This is a genomic window from Bordetella sp. 02P26C-1 (assembly GCF_009763255.1).
Classification (GTDB): domain Bacteria; phylum Pseudomonadota; class Gammaproteobacteria; order Burkholderiales; family Burkholderiaceae_B; genus Bordetella_A.
Genome location: NZ_WSJB01000022.1, coordinates 246,673 through 267,024 on the forward strand (window position 1 = coordinate 246,673; position 20,352 = coordinate 267,024).

18 protein-coding genes are annotated in these 20,352 nt (G+C 60.5%); 10 read left to right on the top strand and 8 right to left on the bottom strand.

What is annotated here, in order from left to right; all coding sequences use genetic code 11:
* Positions 1-188: 188 nt before the first annotated feature.
* The 3 genes from GOQ28_RS13810 to GOQ28_RS13820 all read left to right on the top strand — a co-directional run bounded on the left by GOQ28_RS13810 (position 189) and on the right by GOQ28_RS13820 (position 3,488).
* Positions 189-755, top strand: coding sequence for a restriction endonuclease (locus tag GOQ28_RS13810; RefSeq protein ID WP_236844348.1), 567 nt, complete (start codon positions 189-191; stop codon positions 753-755).
* Between the two features lie 204 nt (positions 756-959).
* The gene (locus tag GOQ28_RS13815) at positions 960-1,814 is read left to right on the top strand and encodes a DeoR/GlpR family DNA-binding transcription regulator (RefSeq protein WP_160351862.1); all 855 of its coding nucleotides are present in this window, start codon (positions 960-962) and stop codon (positions 1,812-1,814) included.
* A 54-nt stretch (positions 1,815-1,868) separates the two neighbouring features.
* Positions 1,869-3,488: a glycerol-3-phosphate dehydrogenase/oxidase gene (locus tag GOQ28_RS13820; RefSeq protein WP_160356864.1), complete on the top strand. Its 1,620-nt coding sequence runs from the start codon at positions 1,869-1,871 to the stop codon at positions 3,486-3,488.
* Positions 3,489-3,499: 11 nt separating this feature from the next.
* Here GOQ28_RS13820 and GOQ28_RS13825 read toward each other — a convergent pair whose 3' ends face one another.
* From GOQ28_RS13825 to GOQ28_RS13840, 4 genes are all read right to left on the bottom strand, one after another.
* Positions 3,500-5,302, bottom strand: coding sequence for a hypothetical protein (locus GOQ28_RS13825; protein ID WP_160356865.1), 1,803 nt, complete (start codon positions 5,300-5,302; stop codon positions 3,500-3,502).
* Between the two features lie 31 nt (positions 5,303-5,333).
* On the bottom strand, positions 5,334-5,795 hold the full coding sequence (locus GOQ28_RS13830; protein ID WP_160356866.1) for a type III secretion system chaperone: 462 nt from the start codon (positions 5,793-5,795) through the stop codon (positions 5,334-5,336).
* Positions 5,796-5,860: 65 nt separating this feature from the next.
* On the bottom strand, positions 5,861-7,654 hold the full coding sequence (locus tag GOQ28_RS13835) for a hypothetical protein (RefSeq protein WP_160356867.1): 1,794 nt from the start codon (positions 7,652-7,654) through the stop codon (positions 5,861-5,863).
* Positions 7,655-7,672: 18 nt separating this feature from the next.
* The gene (locus GOQ28_RS13840; protein ID WP_160356868.1) at positions 7,673-8,140 is read right to left on the bottom strand and encodes a type III secretion system chaperone; all 468 of its coding nucleotides are present in this window, start codon (positions 8,138-8,140) and stop codon (positions 7,673-7,675) included.
* 212 nt (positions 8,141-8,352) lie between these two features.
* Between GOQ28_RS13840 and GOQ28_RS13845 the strand changes: the two genes are divergently transcribed.
* Positions 8,353-9,123 carry an NRDE family protein gene (locus GOQ28_RS13845; protein WP_160356869.1) on the top strand — a complete coding sequence of 257 codons (771 nt, stop codon included), beginning with the start codon at positions 8,353-8,355 and terminating at the stop codon, positions 9,121-9,123.
* 9 nt (positions 9,124-9,132) lie between these two features.
* On the opposite strand, the gene arfB is transcribed toward GOQ28_RS13845, so the two are convergent.
* Positions 9,133-9,549, bottom strand: coding sequence for an alternative ribosome rescue aminoacyl-tRNA hydrolase ArfB (gene arfB, locus GOQ28_RS13850; protein WP_160356870.1), 417 nt, complete (start codon positions 9,547-9,549; stop codon positions 9,133-9,135).
* A gap of 194 nt (positions 9,550-9,743) precedes the next feature.
* On the opposite strand from arfB, the gene queE reads away from it, so the two are divergent.
* Both queE and queD read left to right on the top strand, forming a co-directional pair.
* Positions 9,744-10,376: a 7-carboxy-7-deazaguanine synthase gene (gene queE, locus GOQ28_RS13855; protein WP_160356871.1), complete on the top strand. Its 633-nt coding sequence runs from the start codon at positions 9,744-9,746 to the stop codon at positions 10,374-10,376.
* 31 nt (positions 10,377-10,407) lie between these two features.
* Positions 10,408-10,851, top strand: coding sequence for a 6-carboxytetrahydropterin synthase QueD (queD, locus tag GOQ28_RS13860; protein ID WP_160349430.1), 444 nt, complete (start codon positions 10,408-10,410; stop codon positions 10,849-10,851).
* A gap of 37 nt (positions 10,852-10,888) precedes the next feature.
* On the opposite strand, the gene ypfH is transcribed toward queD, so the two are convergent.
* The gene (gene ypfH, locus GOQ28_RS13865; RefSeq protein ID WP_160356872.1) at positions 10,889-11,593 is read right to left on the bottom strand and encodes an esterase; all 705 of its coding nucleotides are present in this window, start codon (positions 11,591-11,593) and stop codon (positions 10,889-10,891) included.
* 157 nt (positions 11,594-11,750) lie between these two features.
* On the opposite strand from ypfH, the gene imuA reads away from it, so the two are divergent.
* The 3 genes from imuA to GOQ28_RS13880 are packed head-to-tail and all read left to right on the top strand — an operon-like array spanning position 11,751 to position 17,197.
* Positions 11,751-12,434 carry a translesion DNA synthesis-associated protein ImuA gene (imuA, locus tag GOQ28_RS13870; protein ID WP_160356873.1) on the top strand — a complete coding sequence of 228 codons (684 nt, stop codon included), beginning with the start codon at positions 11,751-11,753 and terminating at the stop codon, positions 12,432-12,434.
* The gene (locus GOQ28_RS13875) at positions 12,364-13,983 is read left to right on the top strand and encodes a Y-family DNA polymerase (protein ID WP_236844349.1); all 1,620 of its coding nucleotides are present in this window, start codon (positions 12,364-12,366) and stop codon (positions 13,981-13,983) included. Before imuA ends, GOQ28_RS13875 begins: the two co-directional genes overlap by 71 nt.
* Positions 13,967-17,197 carry an error-prone DNA polymerase gene (locus tag GOQ28_RS13880; RefSeq protein ID WP_272898849.1) on the top strand — a complete coding sequence of 1,077 codons (3,231 nt, stop codon included), beginning with the start codon at positions 13,967-13,969 and terminating at the stop codon, positions 17,195-17,197. The genes GOQ28_RS13875 and GOQ28_RS13880 overlap by 17 nt, the downstream gene beginning before the upstream one ends.
* A gap of 63 nt (positions 17,198-17,260) precedes the next feature.
* On the opposite strand, the gene GOQ28_RS13885 is transcribed toward GOQ28_RS13880, so the two are convergent.
* Entirely contained in the window at positions 17,261-18,508 is a 1,248-nt protein-coding gene (locus GOQ28_RS13885; RefSeq protein ID WP_160356874.1) for a D-amino acid dehydrogenase, read from the bottom strand.
* A gap of 180 nt (positions 18,509-18,688) precedes the next feature.
* Here GOQ28_RS13885 and GOQ28_RS13890 point away from each other — a divergent pair, with 180 nt between their 5' ends.
* Positions 18,689-19,153 (top strand): GatB/YqeY domain-containing protein, encoded by a 465-nt coding sequence (locus tag GOQ28_RS13890; RefSeq protein WP_160349435.1) that lies wholly within the window; start codon positions 18,689-18,691, stop codon positions 19,151-19,153.
* A 68-nt stretch (positions 19,154-19,221) separates the two neighbouring features.
* Here the strand turns inward: GOQ28_RS13890 and dinB are convergent, their stop codons facing one another.
* Positions 19,222-20,325, bottom strand: coding sequence for a DNA polymerase IV (gene dinB / locus GOQ28_RS13895; RefSeq protein ID WP_160349436.1), 1,104 nt, complete (start codon positions 20,323-20,325; stop codon positions 19,222-19,224).
* Between the last annotated feature and the right edge of the window lie 27 nt (positions 20,326-20,352).

Consider the following 20,352-nt stretch of genomic DNA (forward strand, 5'->3'; position numbering starts at 1 on the left):
CTTCCTCTCCGGATACGACGGAGACTCCGACGCCTGCTCCGGCGCCAGTATCGATTTCCACCTCCGCGGCGGCGGCGCCTTCCGCTTCAGTATCGGCCGCCGCGCCTGTATCGACCTCGGCACCTGCAACCGGGGAACCGGCAGACGGCCACAAACCTTTATAAGTACCGGCGGATCGTATGAAGTTGATGGCTCGGAATTCCCTTTTCGGCATCCTGCTGCGCTCGCGCTGGTGGGCGAGTCTGTTGGTGGCTGCCGCGCTGGTGTTCATTGGCATCGCGGTAACGCCCCCCGCGTATGCGCTATTTCCCCTCTTCGGCGCGGTGCCTTTTTTGGTGATCGCCGCGATCGCGGCATGGAAACAGCGCAATCGCCCCTCCGCCGCGCGCGTTGAACGGACCACGCAAACGCTGGCCGCGCTGTCCTGGTCTGAATTCGCCACTCGTTTACAAACGGCGCTAAAAGCGGATGGCTGTCAGGTCCAACCCATCACAGGCGGCGCGGCGGACTTTGACCTCGCCCGGCCGGGCGCCGGGCGCGCCGTGCTATCCGCTCGTCGTTGGAAGGCGGCCCATACCGGGGTCGAACCTCTGCAACGCTTGCAATCCGCGCGCACCGCGGCAGGAGCCACCGAGGCGGTTTATGTCACGCTCGGTGAACTGTCGCCAGCGGCACGCGCGTACGCCGAAGCGAACAAAATCGCTGTCATGGACGCCGAATCCCTGGCCCAGTTGTTCAGACGTCAGCCGTTATAAGCAAGTTGCAGATGCCATCTGCCCGGGCGTAACCCGCACGGTATTACGCTACGGCCTTCTTCTCGGTTTCTAGCTCTGTCGCCATCGCGCCACCAGGCACGCAACGCTCTGGTGACGTCTCTTTGCGATTTTTAGTCAAAACGAAAACAAACAAACTTACGGCTATCCGTTCTTTTTTCGCTTTTGTTGTTTTAAACTACTAATATGATCCTGAACCCTCGTCAAAGCGCACTTGTGGAAATGGTCCGATCCCAGGGATCGGCCAGTATCGAGTCCTTGGCTCGCCACTTCGATGTCACGTTGCAGACCGTGCGACGCGACGTCAATTTGCTTGCCGACGCAGGATTGCTATCGCGTTTTCATGGCGGAGTACGGATCGAATCCTCGACAATCGAGAACATCGCCTACCGCAAGCGCCAAGGTCTGCATGCCGAAGCCAAGCAGCGCATTGCCCAAGCCGTCGCCGACGCGGTTCCTGATGGCTGCTCTCTCATTCTCAATATTGGTACGACCACTGAAGCCATCGCGCGTGCGTTGATGCGCCACCGAGGGCTGCGCGTGATTACCAATAATCTGCATGTCGCGGACATTTTGGCCGACAACCCTGATTGCGAGGTGATCCTGGCCGGTGGCGTCGTGCGTTCGCGCGATCGCGGCATTGTCGGGGAAGCGACGATCGACTTTATCCGCCAATTCAAAGTCGACATCGGACTGATCGGTATTTCCGGCATCGAGACCGACGGCACCCTGCGCGATTACGATTTCCGCGAGGTGCGCGTCGCGCGCTGCATCATCGAACAATCGCGCGAGGTCTGGCTGGCCGCCGACAGCAGCAAATTCGAGCGCCAGGCGATGGTGGAACTCGCGCATATCTCGCAGATCAACCGCTTTTTTACCGACGCCCAGCCGCCGGCGCCCCTGGCACAAGCCTTGCAAGATGCAGGCGTGCGATGTGTGGTGGCCGAGCCCGCGGTGACGCCGGATGCTGACGACACGAGGCTGGAACCGCAAGCTGCGCACCAATCCGCGGCGGAATTTAACCCTTTCTCGCGACCGTAATCGGGCTGGAACGACTCTGCACCGATACGTCGAGGGATTTTTACCCCACTTGCCATGACCTCAACTTCTACCGCCTCAGCGATCCCAACCCGCAGCGCGCTGCTCCACACGCTAAACGACAACACGACCTGGGATGTGATCGTGATCGGTGGCGGTGCCACCGGCTTGGGAACGGCGGTAGATGCGGCCGCTCGCGGCTATCGTACGCTGCTTGTGGAGGGCGAGGATTTCGCGAAAGGCACATCGAGTAAAGCCACCAAGCTCGTCCATGGTGGTGTGCGCTATCTGGCCCAAGGCAATATCAGTCTGGTGCGCGAGGCCCTGCACGAGCGTGGTGTGCTCAATCGCAACGCCCCCCATCTGGTATGGCCGCTGGGGTTTGTGGTGCCGGCTTATGGCATGTTCGATCAGCCCTTCTATGGCGTGGGTCTGAAGATGTATGACATGCTGGCCGGCAAGCTGAACTTGTCGCCCAGCCGCTGGCTGTCTAAACGTGAAACGCTGGCCGAGGCCAGCACCGTGGCACCGTCGGTCGGCGGACGCAATCTGCGTGGCGGGATCTTGTACTACGACGGCCAGTTCGACGATGCGCGGCTGGCGGTGGCCTTGATGCGCACTTTGTTCGACCTGGGTGGCACGGCGATCAACTACGCGCGCGTCACGGGCCTGCTGCGCGGCACCACCATGCACAATGGCAAAGACGCGATCGAAGGCGTGGTCATGCAGGACGTGCTGAGCGGCGCCGAAATCCCCGTGCGGGGTCGCTGCGTGGTCAATGCCACGGGGGTATGGGTCGACAGCGTACGACGCATGGAGGATGCGCAAGCACCCACCATGGTGGCGCCGAGTCAAGGCGTGCACCTGACCTTGCCACGCGAATTCCTGCCGGGCGACAAGGCCATCCTGATTCCAAAGACCGATGACGGACGCGTGCTGTTTGTCGTGCCATGGAATGGACATACCATCGTCGGCACCACCGACACACCGCGCGATGACCTCCCGATGGACCCACGCGCGGGCGACGCCGAAATCGACTTTATTCTGAAAACCGCTGGCCGTTATCTCAGCCGCAGACCGACGCGTGCCGATGTGACCAGCGTCTGGGCGGGGTTACGCCCGCTCGTGAAAGCAACGGGCGCCGCGTCCACGAAATCGCTGTCGCGCGAGCATACGATTCTGGTGTCGCAACATGGCCTGGTTACGGTAACCGGCGGCAAGTGGACCACTTATCGCAAGATGGCTCAGGACGTGATCGACACGGCCATCCAGAACCAGCTACTGCCACAGGCGCATTGCCGCACGGCGGATCTGGCATTGCATGGCGCACCCAAAGACGCTGCCAAAAGCGCGATCGCGCACGGCACGCCAGATAGTTACTACGGCACGGACCTGGAGACCTTGCGTGCCCTACCCGGCTTGGATCATGTGCTGGTCAAAGCCAGTTGCCTGACAGAAGCGCACGTGCGGTACGCTGCACGACATGAACTGGCCCACAGCGTCGAGGATGTGCTGGCACGGCGTAATCGGGCGCTGTTTCTCGATAGCGAGGCGGCGATACTTGCTGCCCCGGAGGTAGCGCGCATCCTTGGGGAGGAACTTAGCCTCGGTGCGGAGTGGCAACGAGCCACGCTCGCTGATTTCGAGAAGACGGCTGCGCATTACCGGCTCGCCTGAGTCCAGGGGCTTTAATTAGGACGAGGCGCGGCCTCGGCCTCGCGAGGAGCCGCGGCCGGGAGTTGGGCGAAAAATGCTTCGGGGTTCTCCAAGATCGTGGCGGCATAAGCGAAAAGCTGCTGATAGAACCCCTCGGGATCACCCATCGCTTCCAGTCGCCCCTCCATTGCGCTATGCAAGCCTCGAAGTTGTACTTTATCGTCCAGCGAAAGACCCTCGTATAAAGAGGCATCCGCGAGTGCTGCGACACCGTACTGCGTGCGGATCATTTGGTTTTGCATTCTGCCTACTAACTCGCGACTTATGTTTTCGACGGTCTTCACGTCACGCGCACGGAGTAATTCCGCTATCGTTATTTGATGTTGTACAAACGTTTGAGGGACCGAGCCGACAAAGGTGCTCCAGACTGTGGCCGGCGACTCGCTCGGTTTTTCTCGCAAGCCGTTCAAGTAGGCAACTGCGTTTTCCTTTACCCGCGTTTTTTGCGCTACCTCGACCCTTCGTCCATCGTTTTCATGTGCTTTGAAGGCTTCGCCGAGCTGCACCAATTTTTCCCCACCGACCTGACGCAACCGCTTAAGGCCCTTTTCGTCAGGCTGGTTGATATACTGCAACAGGTCGCTCAACGCCTCGAACTTCCCATTCTTAAAGCCAATTTTTTCACGAAAATTGGCCGCCGCCGTCCTTAGCGCGTCGATATCTTCATACGCCGAACGCACCGTCCTATCACCATCCGCGCCCCCGGCCTCTAAGCTGACAGTGCCGCGTACGATGGGTTTCGGGGCCTCGCTATGCAACGGAACCAAGAATTCTTCAGGGGCTTGAGCCGCCATCGCGGCGAACGCGATAAGTTGTTGGAAAGGCCCTTCGGGGTGGCTAATTTCGTCCAGCCGATTTACCAGCGCACTCTTCAAATCCCTGAGCGCCTGCACGTCACGCTGCGGCAGCCCCTTTGTATTAATCAGCTCCTTCAGCGCCTTCTCCCCTTCCCATATATCCTGGCATTGTTGGGTCATTGTTCTCATAAGTCGTTCACTCACTAGTTCGACGTCGCCGCGATTCTCTGCTTGAAGCAATTCACTAGTGAGATTCGACATATTCTTCACGACGTCAGTTTTAGCCCTGCCATATGCCTTCATAACAGCCGCGATATGCTCCTCGGCTTTCACGGCGTCATCGGTTTTTAGCAGTTTGTTCTGAAGAGACTTGAGCACGTCTTCCTTTATGTCGTTGCGTCCGAAAATACCCGCAAAACGCGCATAGTGCGGTCCTGCAGCTTCGCTCAATTCTCTTAACCCCTTGGGATCAGGGTTCGCCACGTGTTGTGCGATAGCTTCGAGCACCAGCGCCTTCTTGTTCCGAAAATCGACCTGGCCGCCAAATTGAGTTGCCGCTTCGTACAATTCGCCGATGTGCTCATACGACGACGCTCCCTTGAGAGTGCTGCTGATCACTGACAGCGGCTTCTGATGATGAAGGGGTTTGGCATGGAAGTCGGCACTGGCCATGATGTTACGCGCTCTGTACGCGGTCAACGGTTTGTCGTCGGGGGCCATCAATTGCTCCAACAGCTTGCGCATCCCATCGGTTTCCAGCACCCTTGCACCATAATGATTCCGCAGGGCATTGACAAACTCTTGCTTGACGGCCTTATGCTCAGCAAGCTGGTCGGAGCCCGTCAGCCACGAGACCACTTTCCCAAACAACGCTGACAAGGTCCCTTGTTTTTGGACCGTCGTATTGTTGTTTTTGATTTGAAGAACGTTCGTGTCGTTAGTCGCGACGTTGCGGAAAGCTTCCAAACTGATAGCCATTTCGATGACTCCCTATACTGTATTGTTAATATCAGAGAGACTTAATAAAGTCGGTGATCTTTTCCGCACCGCTAGACGCGGCATTATCGAAATGCTCCGCCGACAACCACGACACCAGCTTCTCGGTCCGATTAACGAATCGCGTCATCTCGCCGAGAAAGGCCTCGTCATCCAGATCATGCATTGAGATGCGATCGACATATCGAACGATGCGCTTGGTGATGTCCAGACCGATAGCGCCAATGCCCATCGACAGCGCGATGTAGTTCAGCGAAAGATATCCCGTCAGTACGGATACAGGCGCGTCAACAGGTACGGTCGCGATCTTTGATGAAATAATGAGGTGTTCGTTGTCTTCACTAATCGCGATGTCCACGACCAGATCGTCGAATCCTAGACAGCAATGGCCGTCCTCGTCGAAGGCGATATCCGCAATACCAATGCTCTTGCCAAAGTTGGTCAATATGTCATTAGGGTTCGCAAGTGTCAGCATGGTTAGTCCTTAGGATTAATGTCTCTCTCACGCAATGAGTGACTACAGAAAAGATTTTTGTTCCACTAAATTTCAGTGGTCTCTGTCGCAGCGGGGAGAGATGACAAATAGCCCGCCGGGTCCTGAGCGACCATCGCCGCAAAGGCGATGAATTGCTGAAACGGCCCTTCGGGGTCTTTCATCTGCTCAAGCCGTTCCTCTAGCCCGCCCTTCAGCTCTGCCAGGATCGCGCGGTCCGCGTTGGATACCGCCGGCAGTCGGTTATCGGGCAACGCTTGATAGACACGCGGATTCGAAAGCACTTTGATGCCGTTTTCTATCGTTGCTATCTGCGCAGCGGCGACGCTGAGGATTTCGGCGCTCTTGCCCTGCGCGAATCCCGTATTTTGCGGATCGGCCGCGATCAGTTCGTCACAAAGCATTTTGAAACGGGTCGGGATTTGCACCGTAGCGGCCACCAGGGCGTTCTCAACCGCCGCGCCCATCGGGTCTATGCGCAATTTGATGCAGTTCGTCCTGACGGTGTCATTTAGCGCCGCCTGCGAGAAGCGCGGGTCGCTAAGACCGTCGTCGAACGCCTGCACGAAACGGCCTAGCGATGGCTCGCTCTCGCGCAAGCGGCTTAATAAGTCCGCATCCGGCCGGTTTATATAGTTGGTCATATCGGCGACAAGCGGCGCCTTTTTGCCTGCAAAATCGATAAAACGGCTGAATTTTCCAGCCGCCACTTTCATCGAATCGAGGTCTGGATAAGAAGAAGAGATAACCAGCAGCTTGTTGTTTTCATTACCCGCGCGAGGCAACCGTATGGGGATGTTGCCGCCTGCCAGCGGATTTAGCCTGGATCGGAACCTCGAGGGGTCCTGGACAGCCATGGCCGCAAAAGCAATGAGCTGCTGATAGGGCCCATCGGGGTTCCTCATCTGTAACAGACGAGTCTCCAGATCCATTTTGAGCCCGCGCAACAGGGCAACATCCGATTGGGGAAGGCCCTCAAGTATTCCCGGCTTCGACAGCATTCGATACGCCTCGAACATACCGTCCTGTCGGTCCCGGGTGTGCGCGATTGTATTCTTCGCAACGCTGGCGAGTTCGGCGGGCTTCGCCGAGAGCAACTGATCGCAGTGCTGCTTGAGTTCACTAAGCACCTGCGACGATGCAAACTGCGCGGCATCGCGAATCGTAGTGGGTGAATCGTTCGGCGCGTACTTGGCGCAGTTGGCTTGTAGTCGCTCGCTAGACGCAGCCTTGGCGACATCCTCGCCACCACCGGCGGACCTGAACGCGTCGACGAAATTTACATATGCCGTACCGTCTGCGCCCGCGAGCGTTTTTAATGGTTCAGAGTCAGGCTTATTGACAAAGTCCGCCATAGCGTTGATAAGTCGCGAACTTTTTCCTGCGGCGTCGATGTAGCGATTGAAGTTCGCTGCCGCCTGTTTGAGGGCGCGAAGGTCCTTGTACGGCGCGCTCACTTCTATCGACTCACCGCCTTTCCCAAGAGCCGCTAGCGCCAGATTTTGTTGTTTATATCTACTCTTGCGTTCCGTATCGGCGAACTGCGTTACATCTCGAACGACGCGAGCAGCCAGCGGCTTACCGTCGGAGTTCGTACCGCCCAACATAGCTTGCACTTGCGGATGGTCCATCACCTGCTCGCCGTATTCGCGTTTCAGCGCGGCGGCAAAATGGTCCCTCACGGCACGATGTTCTTCGGCACCGATGCCGCGGAACCAGGATACGATCCTTCCTAGGAAGCCGGAGTATTGACTTTGGAGCCCGCTCTTGTCCTTGGTGAGTAAGATGTCTCCGGACGTCCCTCTGGCCGCGTCCCAAAAGGCCTGCACGGTAATTGTCATGGCATGTTCCTAGCTTGATTAAGCGTGTAGAGACAGCATGAAAGCGTTCATGCGTTCGTTTTCGCTGGATACCGCTGCTTCCGGGGGTTCCGTTGCGAGCCAGTGGGTCAGTTTTTCGACGCGGTTGACCATCATGGTCATTGCTTTGCTGAAGATGGTTTCATCGAGACCGCGCAGGGGAATGTGCTGCAGATAATGGACCGCGAGGGTGGAGGGATCTGCGCCGATCGCGCCGCTACCCATGACAAGGCCCAGGTAGTTCAACGCGTGATAACGCGTCAACAGGAGTTCCCCGGCTTTCGGCGGTAGGGTTGCGATCTGAGAAGAGGCGGTAAAGCGCCCTGCTTCCTCGTGAAGCCTGATTTCAACCACCATCTCATCAAAGCTGAGGTAGCAGTGGCCCTCGGCGTCAAGTGCGAGGTCGGTGAGACCGATGCCTTGACCGAATTTCCTTAGGACCGCACGCGGGTCCACATTAGTCAGCATGCCAACTCCTTTAAAGAAAATGCGCTATTCAACCTCCATTTTGTGACTTATAATTTCACTTAGTTCCTCTAAATCTCAATTATTTTGCAACGCGTGGAGGGTGCGCTCCTTCAGTCAGTGACGGCGTAAGATGCGGTTTATTTTTCGTTTGGCCGGCACTGAGCGTACTGAGGTGTAAGTAGCGACTCGCGGCAAGATGATTTGGATCACTTATGTGTTTAGCTGTATTCGCTGTTCGTCATGTACCCGGTGTGCCGGTACTGATCGCCGCCAACCGGGACGAGTTTCATGCGCGGCCCGCGCAGGCGGCCGGGGCTTGGCCAGGGCAGCCACGTCTTTACGCTGGACGCGATTTACGCGGCGGCGGCACGTGGATGGGCGTCAACGAATTCGGGCGCTATGCGATTCTCACCAACGTCCGGGACCCGCGTCGCTTGCTGGTCGACGCCCCGTCCCGGGGCGCACTGGTCGAAACGTTTTTGCGCGGCGATCTGGATCCCATGGCGTATCTGGCCGACGTACACGCACGCGGCGCGCGCTACAACGGCTTTAACCTGATTGTGGGCGACCCGGAGCAGGCGGCTTACTACAGTAATCACGAAGGCATTCCACGCCAGCTGCCGCCGGGCGTTTACGCGGTATCGAATCATTTACTGGACACCCCTTGGCCCAAACTGCGTCGAACCCGCTCGGCATTCGTGCGCCTGCTTGGGGGCACCGTTCAGCCGGATCTGACGGGCCTGTATGCCATGCTGGCCGACCGTACGCCTGCTATAGACTCGGAACTGCCATGTACCGGCATCCCGCTCGCGCGCGAACGCTTGCTGAGCAGTCCGTTCATCGTCAGCCCGGACTATGGCACCAGAGCATCTACCGTACTGGCGCTACATGCGGACGGACGCGGCGAGTTGCATGAGCGGCAATTCAACGCTGCCGGGGAGGCAGTCGGCGATAGTGATTTGACGTTTGCGTGGCGGGCGTGACGGCACACCTTAGTCGGCGACTACCTTACCGCGCAGCCGTTTCGTGTCGCCCCGTTGAACTTTACCTTCGACCCGGCGCCGCTGCGACGCGCGCGTGGGGCGTGTTGGCCGTCTGGGTTTGACGGGTTTAGAGACGGAACGGATCAGTTCGGCCAGACGTTCCAGCGCCTCGGCGCGGTTTTTATCCTGGCTGCGGTAGGTCTGCGCCTTGATGACGATGATGCCGTCCTTGGACACGCGGCGATCGGACGCCTCGCATAGCGCAGTCTTGATGGCCTCCGGCAAGCTGGAGGCGTGCACGTCGAAGCGCAGATGCACGGCGCTGGACACTTTGTTGACGTTCTGGCCGCCCGCGCCTTGCGCCCGTATCATGCTGAATTCGACCTCCTGCTCGTCCAGGTAGAGGTCATTTTGGATATGGTACATAGCTGCCGCGCCGTGACGGCGCCTTGTTGGTCACTGCATGGAGCAGGATACCTTATGCGGGCTGCGACACTGTGAAAACACCCCGCGCGCACCGATTCGGGGCTACATCCCGGTAAAATAGTCGATTCCCGTCAGGAACACCCCTGCCGGGGCACGCCGAATGGCGCAACGCCCCATGGCGCAACGCATTTTCCATGACTTATTCCGCCAAAGAAATCTTCAAGACCCTGCAAGGCGAAGGCGCGCACGCTGGGCGCGCAGCTGTGTTCTGCCGTTTTGCCGGGTGCAACCTCTGGTCTGGTCGCGAGGCCGATCGCGCGAGTGCCGCCTGCACATTTTGCGACACCGATTTTGTCGGGGTCGACGGTATGGGCGGGGGCAAGTTCGCCACCGCCGACTTGCTGGCGGACACCATCGCCCAAACGTGGGGGGCCGACACGGCTAACCGTTACGTCGTCTTTACCGGCGGCGAGCCGTTGCTGCAGCTCGATGAAGCCTTGATCGAGGCCGTGCACGCGCATGGTTTTACCATTGCGATCGAGACCAATGGCACACTCAAGCCGCCCCCGGGTATCGATTGGATATGCGTCAGCCCCAAAGGAACCGCGCCTGTAGTGATCGAGCGCGGCAGCGAGCTTAAGCTCGTCTATCCCCAGACCAACGCGCTGCCCGAACGATTCGCGCATCTCGATTTCGAACACTTTTTCCTGCAGCCCATGGATGGACCAGCGCGCGCCGCCCATACCGAGCAAGCCGTGCAGTACTGCCTGCAGCATCCGCAATGGCGCTTGAGCCTGCAGACTCATAAATACATAGGCATTCCGTAATGATGACGTCCCACCCCTTGCGAGGCACGCGATGATTTCCGTGACGCGCAAGCTGGAATTCGATGCCGGGCATCGCATCCCCGATCACCGCAGTCAGTGCCGCAATTTGCATGGGCACCGTTATGTCCTGGAAATCACATTAACGGGCGACGTCGTCGATGCGCCCGGTGAATCGGATAACGGCATGGTGATGGATTTCTCCGAAATCAAATCCATCGCCAAACAGCATATCGTCGATGTTTGGGATCATGCCTTTCTGGTGTATCGCGGCGATGAGACCGTGCGCGGTTTCCTGGAGACCTTGCCAGGACACAAGACCGTGGTGCTGGACTGCATCCCCACAGCCGAGAACCTGGCCCAGGTGATCTACCGCAGCCTGGCGCCCCACTATCACGGGCATTACGGTGCCTCGCTGCGCCTGAGCCGGGTGCGCCTGTACGAAACGCCGAACTGCTGGGCGGATTTCGAGGGCTGAGGTCGCGCGTCGGCTGGCAGAAGGTTGCTACCGTGGCTCAATGGAGCGTTTCGCCCGAAGGCGGCGTTTGATTCAAGCCTAGCGCGGCTTCCCAGCTGCGCAAGGGCACGCAAGTCTGCAGCCGCTCGATCGCGCGTTGCACCAGCGCCGGGTGCAGTTCGTGGCCGACCTTGCTGGCCACATCGATGGTGCAATCGCCATGCAGGGAATCTAACCAAGCCTGTGCAGTTTGCGCGTAGCTCACGTTCATTACCGCATCATCGGCGCCATGCAACAGATGAATCGTCGTGTAGTGCGGTGCGACCTTGGGCAGACGTGCATAACGGCCCGAAAAGGCCAGTACGCGCCCGGCCAGGCCATCGTGCGCCTGCACGGCTTCCAACGCCATGATGGCGCCTTGCGAAAAGCCCGCCAACGCGGTGTCGGACTGCAGCAACCCGAAGCGAGCTTGTGCCGCGCGCACGTATTCCACCAATGCAGGCATTGCCTGAGCGACACGCGCGGGGCGATTGTCCTCGTCGATGCCGCGCGCCGAAAACCACTGACGTCCCGAAGGCGCACTGTCATACGGCTCAAAGCCGGCTGGCACCAGAATGGCCGCTGCGGGAAACGCGGCTCGCAAGGCCTCTGCCAGGGGCACCAGATGCTGAGGTGTCCCGCCCACGCCATGCAACAGGACAAACAACAGCTTGATGTCGGTGTCCGCCTCGGGCAGAAACTCCAGGCCTTCGGGCTCGCTCATAAATATGCTCCAGCAATAGGTGATCTGTGACAGCCCCGTTAATGCCGGGGCTCAGAGCAAGCCTACTGCATTAATGACGAACGCGCTTTTTTCGAAGGGTTCTGCTCCTGCGGCAATTCCAAAATACTGTATATTTACACAGTCTTTTGGAATTACCATGTTAGCGCCCGAGCACATCCACCCTTCCCTCTGGCGCGCCACGCAACTGGCGCGCAGCGCCACCCGTGGCGTGGCTACCGGCTATGCGGCCCTGTCGGCCCAATTGCCCGGTGGCGGGTGGCCTGCGGGCGCGTTGATCGAATTGCTCCTGCCGCATGCGGGAATAGGCGAAATCCGTCTGCTGCAGCCTGCTTTGGCGCAATTAGACCGGGATCATCCTATCGCCCTGGTGCAGCCGCCGCATATGCCGCATGTGGCCTGCTGGCAGGGATGGCGCTTGAATCCTTCCCAGCTGTTGTGGGTGGCGCCCGAGCGGCCGATGGATGCGCTCTGGGCGGCCGAGCAGATCCTTAAACATGGCAGTTGCGGCGCGCTGCTGTGCTGGTTGCCACGCGTGCGGGTGGAGTCGCTGCGCCGCCTGCATCTGGCCGCGCAGGCGGCCGAGACCTTGTGCTTTGTCATGCGGCCGGCCACGGCGGCACAACAAGCCTCGCCCGCGCCTTTGCGCCTGGCGCTATCGCCCGCGCCGGGCGGTTTATCCGTGCAGATTCTGAAACGGCGTGGCCCCGCCGTGGCGCAACCGCTGCTTTTGGTTTTCGAGTCCTCTGATCATGCCTCTGTGGATCGCCACCCATCTACACAGCCTGCCCTTAGACGCGACGCGCCCTCACTGGTCTCTTGATATGGCTTTCGCGGTCTTGGATCAGATGCGGGTGCTCGCACTGACGCCGGCGGCCGCGCAGGCCGGGATCCAAGCGGGCATGCGTCGCGCGGGTGCGGCGGCGATTGCGCCAGACGTACCGTTGCTGGCGCGTGATCCGGTCGCGGAGGAGCAACTGCTGCAGGAAGCCGCGCTCGCCTTGCTGCAATACACCCCCGAGATCGCCGTGGCCGAACCCGATACCTTGCTGCTAAAGGTGGATGCCAGTTTGACGTATTTCGGCGGACCGCGCCGGTTGCAACGGCGCGTTGCCGAGACGTTGCGCGGCATGAATCTGCATGCCCGACTCGGCATGGCGCCCACGGCTCAAGGCGCCTGGTTATTGGCACGGCAGCCGCGTGCCCGGGGGCCGCGTCGCGCGCTGCGCATCGCGACGCTCACGCGTCAGCTCGATGCCTTGCCTTGCGCGCTCTTGCCATCCGCCGCAGCGCGGCTGGAATGGCTGCACAGTATCGGATGCCGCACGTTAGGAGCGCTGCGCCGTTTGCCGCGCGCGGGGTTGCAGCGGCGTTGCGGGCCCGAGCTGATGCAGGCCATGGATACCGCCTACGGCGCCGTACCCGAATGCCATCTCTGGATCACGCCCCCCGCGCGTTTTCAGCAACGACTGGAGCTGCCCGACTACATCGAACATGCCGAGGCGATATTGTCCTGGGCACAAAGACTGATCGAGCCGCTCTGCGGCTGGCTCACGGCGCGACGCCTGGCGGTACAGCACATCACGCTGTCGATCGAACATGAACGCGGCCGCCACGCCCGGCCGCCCACCGCCTTGCTTATCCGGCTCGCTCAACCGGCATGGCAGGCGCATCACTTGTTGAACCTGCTGCGCGAACGATTGGGCCGGCTGCCTCTCGAGGCCCCCGCGATCGCGCTATGCCTGCAGGTCGACGAAACCGTGGAACAGCCCGAGGCCAGCACCAGCCTGTTTCCGGAACCCGGCGGTTCGCTGGCCGATCATGCGCGCCTGCTGGATTTGTTGAGCGCGCGCCTGGGGCGCGAGCGCGTACTGCAGCCACGCCCGGTCGCCGACCATCGGCCGGAGGTAGCGAATCGATGGGGGCCTGCGCAAGAAGCGGATGCCCCGGCTACGGCCTCGCGCCAGAAACGGGTATCCGCGAAGTCGGCGCGAGGAACCCCCGTACCGCCCGGCCGCTCGATAATCGGCGCGGGCGGCGTGTCCCGGGCTAGCAACCATCCTCTTGGCCACATCGATACCTGGGCCGCTCTGCCCACCGCGTCCCAACCCCGCTTTGATCTGATGGATCGACCGTTCTGGCTGTTAGAGCCCGCACTCGCGCTCCAGGTGCGTCATCATCGCCCCGTGTATGCCGGCCAGACTTTGCGTCTGGTGCGGGGTCCGGAACGCATCGAAAGCGGCTGGTGGGATGCGGCACTGACGCTGCGCGACTATTTCGTGGCCGAAGACGAGGCGGGTGCCAGATACTGGATTTATCGCGAGCGCGATACGGAGAACGCGCGCTGGTTTTTGCATGGGCGCTATGGTTGAAGCCACGTATGGACTGCCCGCGTATGCGGAGCTGCAGTGCCTGTCGAATTTTTCCTTTTTGCAAGGCGCCTCGCACCCCGAGGAGCTGGTCACTCAGGCCGCACAATTGGGCTATTCGGCGATTGCGATCACGGACGAGTGCTCCGTGGCAGGCGTCGTGCGCGCATTGATAGAAGCCGAAAAACAAGAGATCCCGCTGATCGTTGGCAGCACGCTGCGCCTGCAAACCGGCACCTCGCCGCATGCTCCCACCCTGTCGCTGGTCTTGCTGGCGCAGACGCGCGAGGGCTATGGCAACCTGTCGGAGCTCATCACGCTGGGCCGCTCCCGCGCTGAAAAGGGCTCGTATCGATTGCTGCTGGACGATATCACCGCGCCGGGACCCGAGTATGCGCATTTACGCAATATGCCCGATTGCCTGGCCATCCTGGCGCCCGAGCATGGGACGCCCGCCGAACGCATCGCACGGCATGCGCAATGGCTCGCTGAGGTTTTTCCGGGCCGCGCCTGGCTTGGCCTGACATTGCTGCATGAAGCCCGCGACGATCTGCATCGTCAGGCGGTGCAGCAGGCATCCCAGCGCACCGGTTTGCCGGTCACAGCGCTGGGTCATGTGCATATGCATGTGCGTTCACGCAAACCTCTGCACGATACGCTGACCGCGATACGACTTAAACGCACGGTCGCACAATGCGGCTATGCCCTGCAGGCCAATGCCGAACAACATCTGCGCAGCCGCCTGCGATTGGCCTCGCTTTATCCCGCCGAGATGCTGACCGAAACCGTGGCCATCGCGCGGCGCTGCACGTTTACGCTGCGCTCGCTGCGCTACGAGTATCCGAACGAGATCGTATCCGAGGGAGAAACGCCCACCAGCTATCTGCGTAAAGAGGTGTATGCGGGTGCCAAGCGTCGGTTCCCCAACGGTATCCCTATCGCCATCCGCGATCAGATCGAAAAAGAATTGTCCTTGATCGCCGAGATGCAGTATGAGCCCTATTTCCTGACCGTCTACGACATCGTACGGTATGCCCGCGATCATCATATTTTGTGTCAGGGGCGCGGCTCGGCTGCGAACTCCGCCGTGTGCTATTACCTGGGCATCACCGCGGTGGACCCGGAACGTAGCCAGACCTTGTTTGAACGGTTCATCAGCAAAGAACGCAACGAGCCGCCCGACATCGACGTTGATTTCGAACATCAGCGCCGCGAAGAGGTGATCCAGTACATCTACCGCAAATACGGTCGGCGCCGCGCGGCGTTGACCGGCGTGGTTATTTCCTATCGACCGCGCAGCGTACTGCGTGATACCGGACGCGCGCTAGGAATCGACCCGGGTGTGATCGATGCTGTCGCGCGTGCACACCAATGGTGGGATAGCAAAAAAGGCTTGCTGCGCACGCTGGGCGGCTGTGGCCTGGATCCGGAATCGACGGTGGCCAAGCACTGGGCCATCCTGGCCGAAACGCTGATCAACTTTCCTCGCCATTTGTCTCAGCATCCGGGCGGCTTTGTGATCGCGCGGGACAATCTGGCGCGGCTGGTACCCATTGAAAACGCCGCCATGCCCGATCGCAGCGTGGTGCAATGGGACAAGGACGATCTGGATGCGCTGGGTTTGCTGAAGGTCGATGTGCTGGCCTTGGGCATGTTGTCCGTGCTGCGTCGCGCGCTCGATCTGGTGAGCCTGCGGCGCGGACAGACATGGACGCTGCCTGATATCCCCAAGGAAGACCCCGCTACCTATGACATGATCTGCGCGGCCGATACCGTGGGCGTATTTCAGATCGAATCGCGTGCGCAGATGAGCATGCTGCCCAGACTCAGGCCACGCGAATACTACGATCTGGTCGTTCAAGTCGCCATCGTGCGCCCGGGCCCCATTCAGGGGGGCATGGTGCATCCCTATCTGCGACGGCGCCAGAGTCTCGAGGCCGAGAGCTATCCCAGCGAAGCCGTGCGCGAAGTGCTCAAGCGCACGATGGGCGTGCCTATTTTTCAAGAGCAAGTGATGCAGATCGCCATGGTGGCGGCCGATTTCACACCGGGTGAAGCCGACGAACTGCGGCGTTCCATGGCGGCATGGCGCCGTAAAGGGGGCATCGACAAGTTCAATCAAAAGCTTATCAATGGCTTGCTGCGCAATGGCTATACCGAGGAGTTCGCCGCCTCGATCATCCGACAGATCGAGGGCTTTGGCGAATACGGGTTTCCGGAAAGCCATGCCGCGAGCTTTGCCCTCCTGGCCTATGACAGCGCATGGCTGAAATGTCATGAGCCCGAGGCATTTCTGGCGGCATTGCTCAACTCTCAACCCATGGGGTTTTATGCCCCGGCACAACTGGTGCAAGACGCGCGCCGGCATGGGGTGCAAGTGTTGCCCGTCGATGTGATGGTGAGCGATTGGGAAGCTACGTTGGAATCGGCTCTACCTGGATCGCCTGCCGAGGGGATCGCTCCAACATCGGAACCCACGGCATCGCGCGACAGCCAGACCATGCCTCGCCCCGCCGTTCGTTTAGGATTCAATCAAATACAGGGCTTATCCGAGGCGGCCGCCCGGCGTATCGTCCAGGCGCGGGCTATGGAGCCATTCGCGCATGCTCAGGACCTCGCGCGCCGGGCAAACCTCAATCGTCATGAAATGGACGCCCTGGCGCATGGCGACGCGCTGCACACGCTGGTGGGTCCGCGCCGGCTGGCCAGCTGGGAGGCCAGCGCCAGCATCACCAGCCGCGATTTGCTGCGGCACGCCGACATCATCGAACCCGACACGCCAGCACTACCCGAACCCACCGACGGGCAATCCATCATCGATGACTATCGCAGCCTGCGCTTAAGCCTGCGCGGTCATCCGCTGGCGTTGCTGCGCCAACATCTGCAAAGCCTGCGCTTTGAGACCGCGGCAGTACTCAACACCTATCCCGATCGCCGATTGGCACGCGCCTGCGGGCTGGTGACCACGCGCCAGCGCCCCCAAACGGCGAAGGGCACGGTATTCGTGACACTGGAAGACGAGACCGGCCCGATCAACGTGGTGGTACGGGCCGAACTGATGGAGCGTCAACGCCGCGAATTGCTGGGCGCTACGCTGTTAGGGGTATATGGCACGTGGCAGAACGTGCAAGGCATCCGCCATCTCATCGCGCAAAGACTTGTGGATCTTTCGTCCTTACTCGGCGGATTGGCCGCGCGCAGCCGGGATTTTCATTGAGGACAGGTACGCGCGGCTCAAACGACCCACATCATCCCGGCGATTCGCGGCACTACGGCCGCATCAAGGCCTGAACGGCGTTGCGTCGATCGGCAACGGCAACCCGGACATCTGAGCCGTCAACAGTGCCGCACTACCACAGGCCAGCGTAAAGCCCAGCGCCCCCTGCCCCAGATTCAGCCACAGGTTATCCGCGACCCGACTTTCACCAATCAGCGGCTTGCCCGTCGGCGTGGCCGGACGCAGGCCCGCCCAAGGCTCGGCTTTTGACAAATCCAGCTGCGGGAAGGCTTCATTGACTTGTTGCTTCAGCAACGAGATACGCGCCGGGTCGATATCGGCGTTGGGGCTGCCAATGTCCACCATCGCCGCGATGCGCAGAATCTTGCCAATGCGCGCATACACGATACGACGCTCATAATCCGTGACGCTGATCTGAGGCGCGGTCTCGTCGCCCTCGGCCATCGGCACGCTCAGGCTATACCCTTTGAGCGGATACAAGGGCACATCCCCGCCCAGCGGCTTGATGAGTTCACGCGAACCCACACCCGCTGCCAGCACGACGGCATCGACCTTGATATCGCCTTTGGCGGTCTCCACGGCCACAATCTTGCGCCCCTGACGGCGTAAACGCCGTACCGGGTTCGACATCTGCACCTCGACGTTGCCCAGGGCTTTCAGGCGCTGAAACAGGCCATCCGTAAATTGACGGCAATCGCCCGCCTCTTCGCTGGGTGTGTAGACCGCCCCCGCCAGATTGCTGCCCAGCCCGGCCAGCGCCGGCTCCAACGCGAGCGTTTCACTCGCGTCCAGCACGCGCTGCTCGGCACCCAACTCGGCCTGATAGGCCACCAGGCGACGGGCTTTTTCCAGCAGTTCCGGACTGCGATAAGCGATCAGTTTGCCATTAAGCACGTGACCGAACTCGATAGGCTCATCCGCCAGCAAGCGGTGCAGCACGTCCCGGCTCAAATACGACAGGGACTGCAGCTGTGCGGTCGAAGTCTGCGCTACCGACGCGCGGCAAGCCAGCGCGAACTCCAGGCACCAACGCCATTGATGCGGGTCCAGACGCGGGTGAAAACGCAGCGGCGAATCCGCGCGCAGCAGCCAACCCGGCACGCTCGGCAGCACACCGGGGCCGGCCAGAGGCGCCACATAGCTATAGCTCAGCTGCCCGCCATTGGCATAACTGGACACCATGGCCGGCTGCGCGCGGCTGTCGACCAGCACGACATCATGACCCTGCCTTGCCAAAAAATAGGCCGACGTCACGCCAATCACACCGGCGCCAATCACGCATACTTTCATGGACCTACCCTTATTACACAGCGATCGAAAGCTCTATTCTGAAACCGGAACCCTTTACCGACAAATATCAAGCTATCGGGCAACCATAACCTAAGGTTTATGCCTGGGCCAGACCGTCTGAGTCAAAACCGCAAGGTTTACACTTAAGGTTTGTTCCTGTACTCATACAAAGGTTTCAGCATGAGCACTTCTACGCTCAAAACCCGCCTGTCCGACGCCGTCAAAGACGCCATGCGTGCGCGCGATACCGCCCGTCTGGCCACACTGCGATTCCTGGTCGCCGCCGTCAAGCAGAAAGAAGTCGACGAACGCAAAGAACTGAGCGATGCCGAGGTCACGGCCATCATCGAAAAACAGGTCAAGCAGCGCCGCGAATCGATCGCCGCATTTGAGCAGGCAGGTCGCCTCGAAACCGCCGCGCAGGAGATGGCCGAACTGGAAGTGCTGCGCGAGTTCCTGCCCCAGGCCGCCGCGCCCGAGGAAGTGGACGCCGCGATTGCCGCCGCGATTGCCGATGTGACGGGGCAAGGTCTCTCTGGTGGCGCCGCGATGGGCAAGATCATGGCGATCCTCAAGCCTGCCTTGGCGGGCCGCGCCGACATGGCCGAAGTGTCCAAACAGGTCAAAGAGCGCCTGAACGGCTAAACCCCGTCATACCGACACGCCCCACGCATCGCGGCTGCCGGACGCGATGCGTGTCGCCACAACCGGCATCAGCTCGACCCCGCCATCACCTCGTCATCGAACAGGTCCAGACTGGCTTGCCGGGCCTGTTCGGCGACGTCTTCGAAGTTGCTCATGCCTATGCCCGCCAGACGATAAAGGGTCGATGCGGGCAGATCCACCCGGCTGCATAGTTGCCGGGCCACGATGGCAAGATCGCGCGCGGACGCAGGCATGCGCGCCAGCGTCAAGGTGCGCGTCAGGATGCGGAAGCCATCGGTTTTCAGTTTCAGCACCACGGTACGGCCGATCGCGCCCTTCTTCACGCCTTCGGCCCATACCTTATCGGCCAGCCGGTCCAGCACCTCGCCCATCTGATCCAGATGCTGGTCGACCATCAACGTCGTTTCGGCCGATATCTGCTGCCGGGGTGCATCCGGCTGCACCGGTCGTTCATCGATCCCTTGCGATAATTCGTACAGCCGCACGCCATAGCGCCCGAAATGATGCTCCAGCTCGGCGGCGCTGAAACGCGTCAGGTCGCCCACGGTCTGCACGCCGATCGACTCCAGCTTCGTCTGCATGACCTTGCCGACGCCAGGCACCTTGCGCACCGGCAATGGCTGCAAAAATGCCAGCACCTGGGATGGCTTGATCACGAACTGCCCATTGGGCTTATTCCAATCGGAGGCGATCTTGGCGAGAAACTTGTTCGGCGCCACACCGGCTGAGGCGGTCAGCCGCGTTTGCTCGAAAATCTCCCGGCGGATGGCCTGCGCCACCTCGGTGGCAGACGGGAACCCCAGCTTATTTTCCGTGACGTCCAGATAGGCTTCGTCAAGCGACAGAGGCTCCACCAACTCCGTGTGACGCGCGAATATCTGCCGCACCTGGCGGGAGACTTCGCGATAACGATTGAAGTCGGGCGGCACGTAGACCGCATTCGGGCACAGCCGCTGCGCGCGCGCCACCGACATCGCGGAATGCACGCCAAATTTGCGCGCCTCGTAGGATGCCGCGCAGACCACCGAGCGCGGCCCGTTCCAGGCGACCACGACCGGCAAACCCTTGAGCGAGGGATTGTCGCGCTGCTCGACCGACGCGTAAAACGCATCCATGTCGACGTGGACGATCTTGCGCGTAGGGGAAGACATGACAAAAGCGATAAAGCGGTCAGCAAA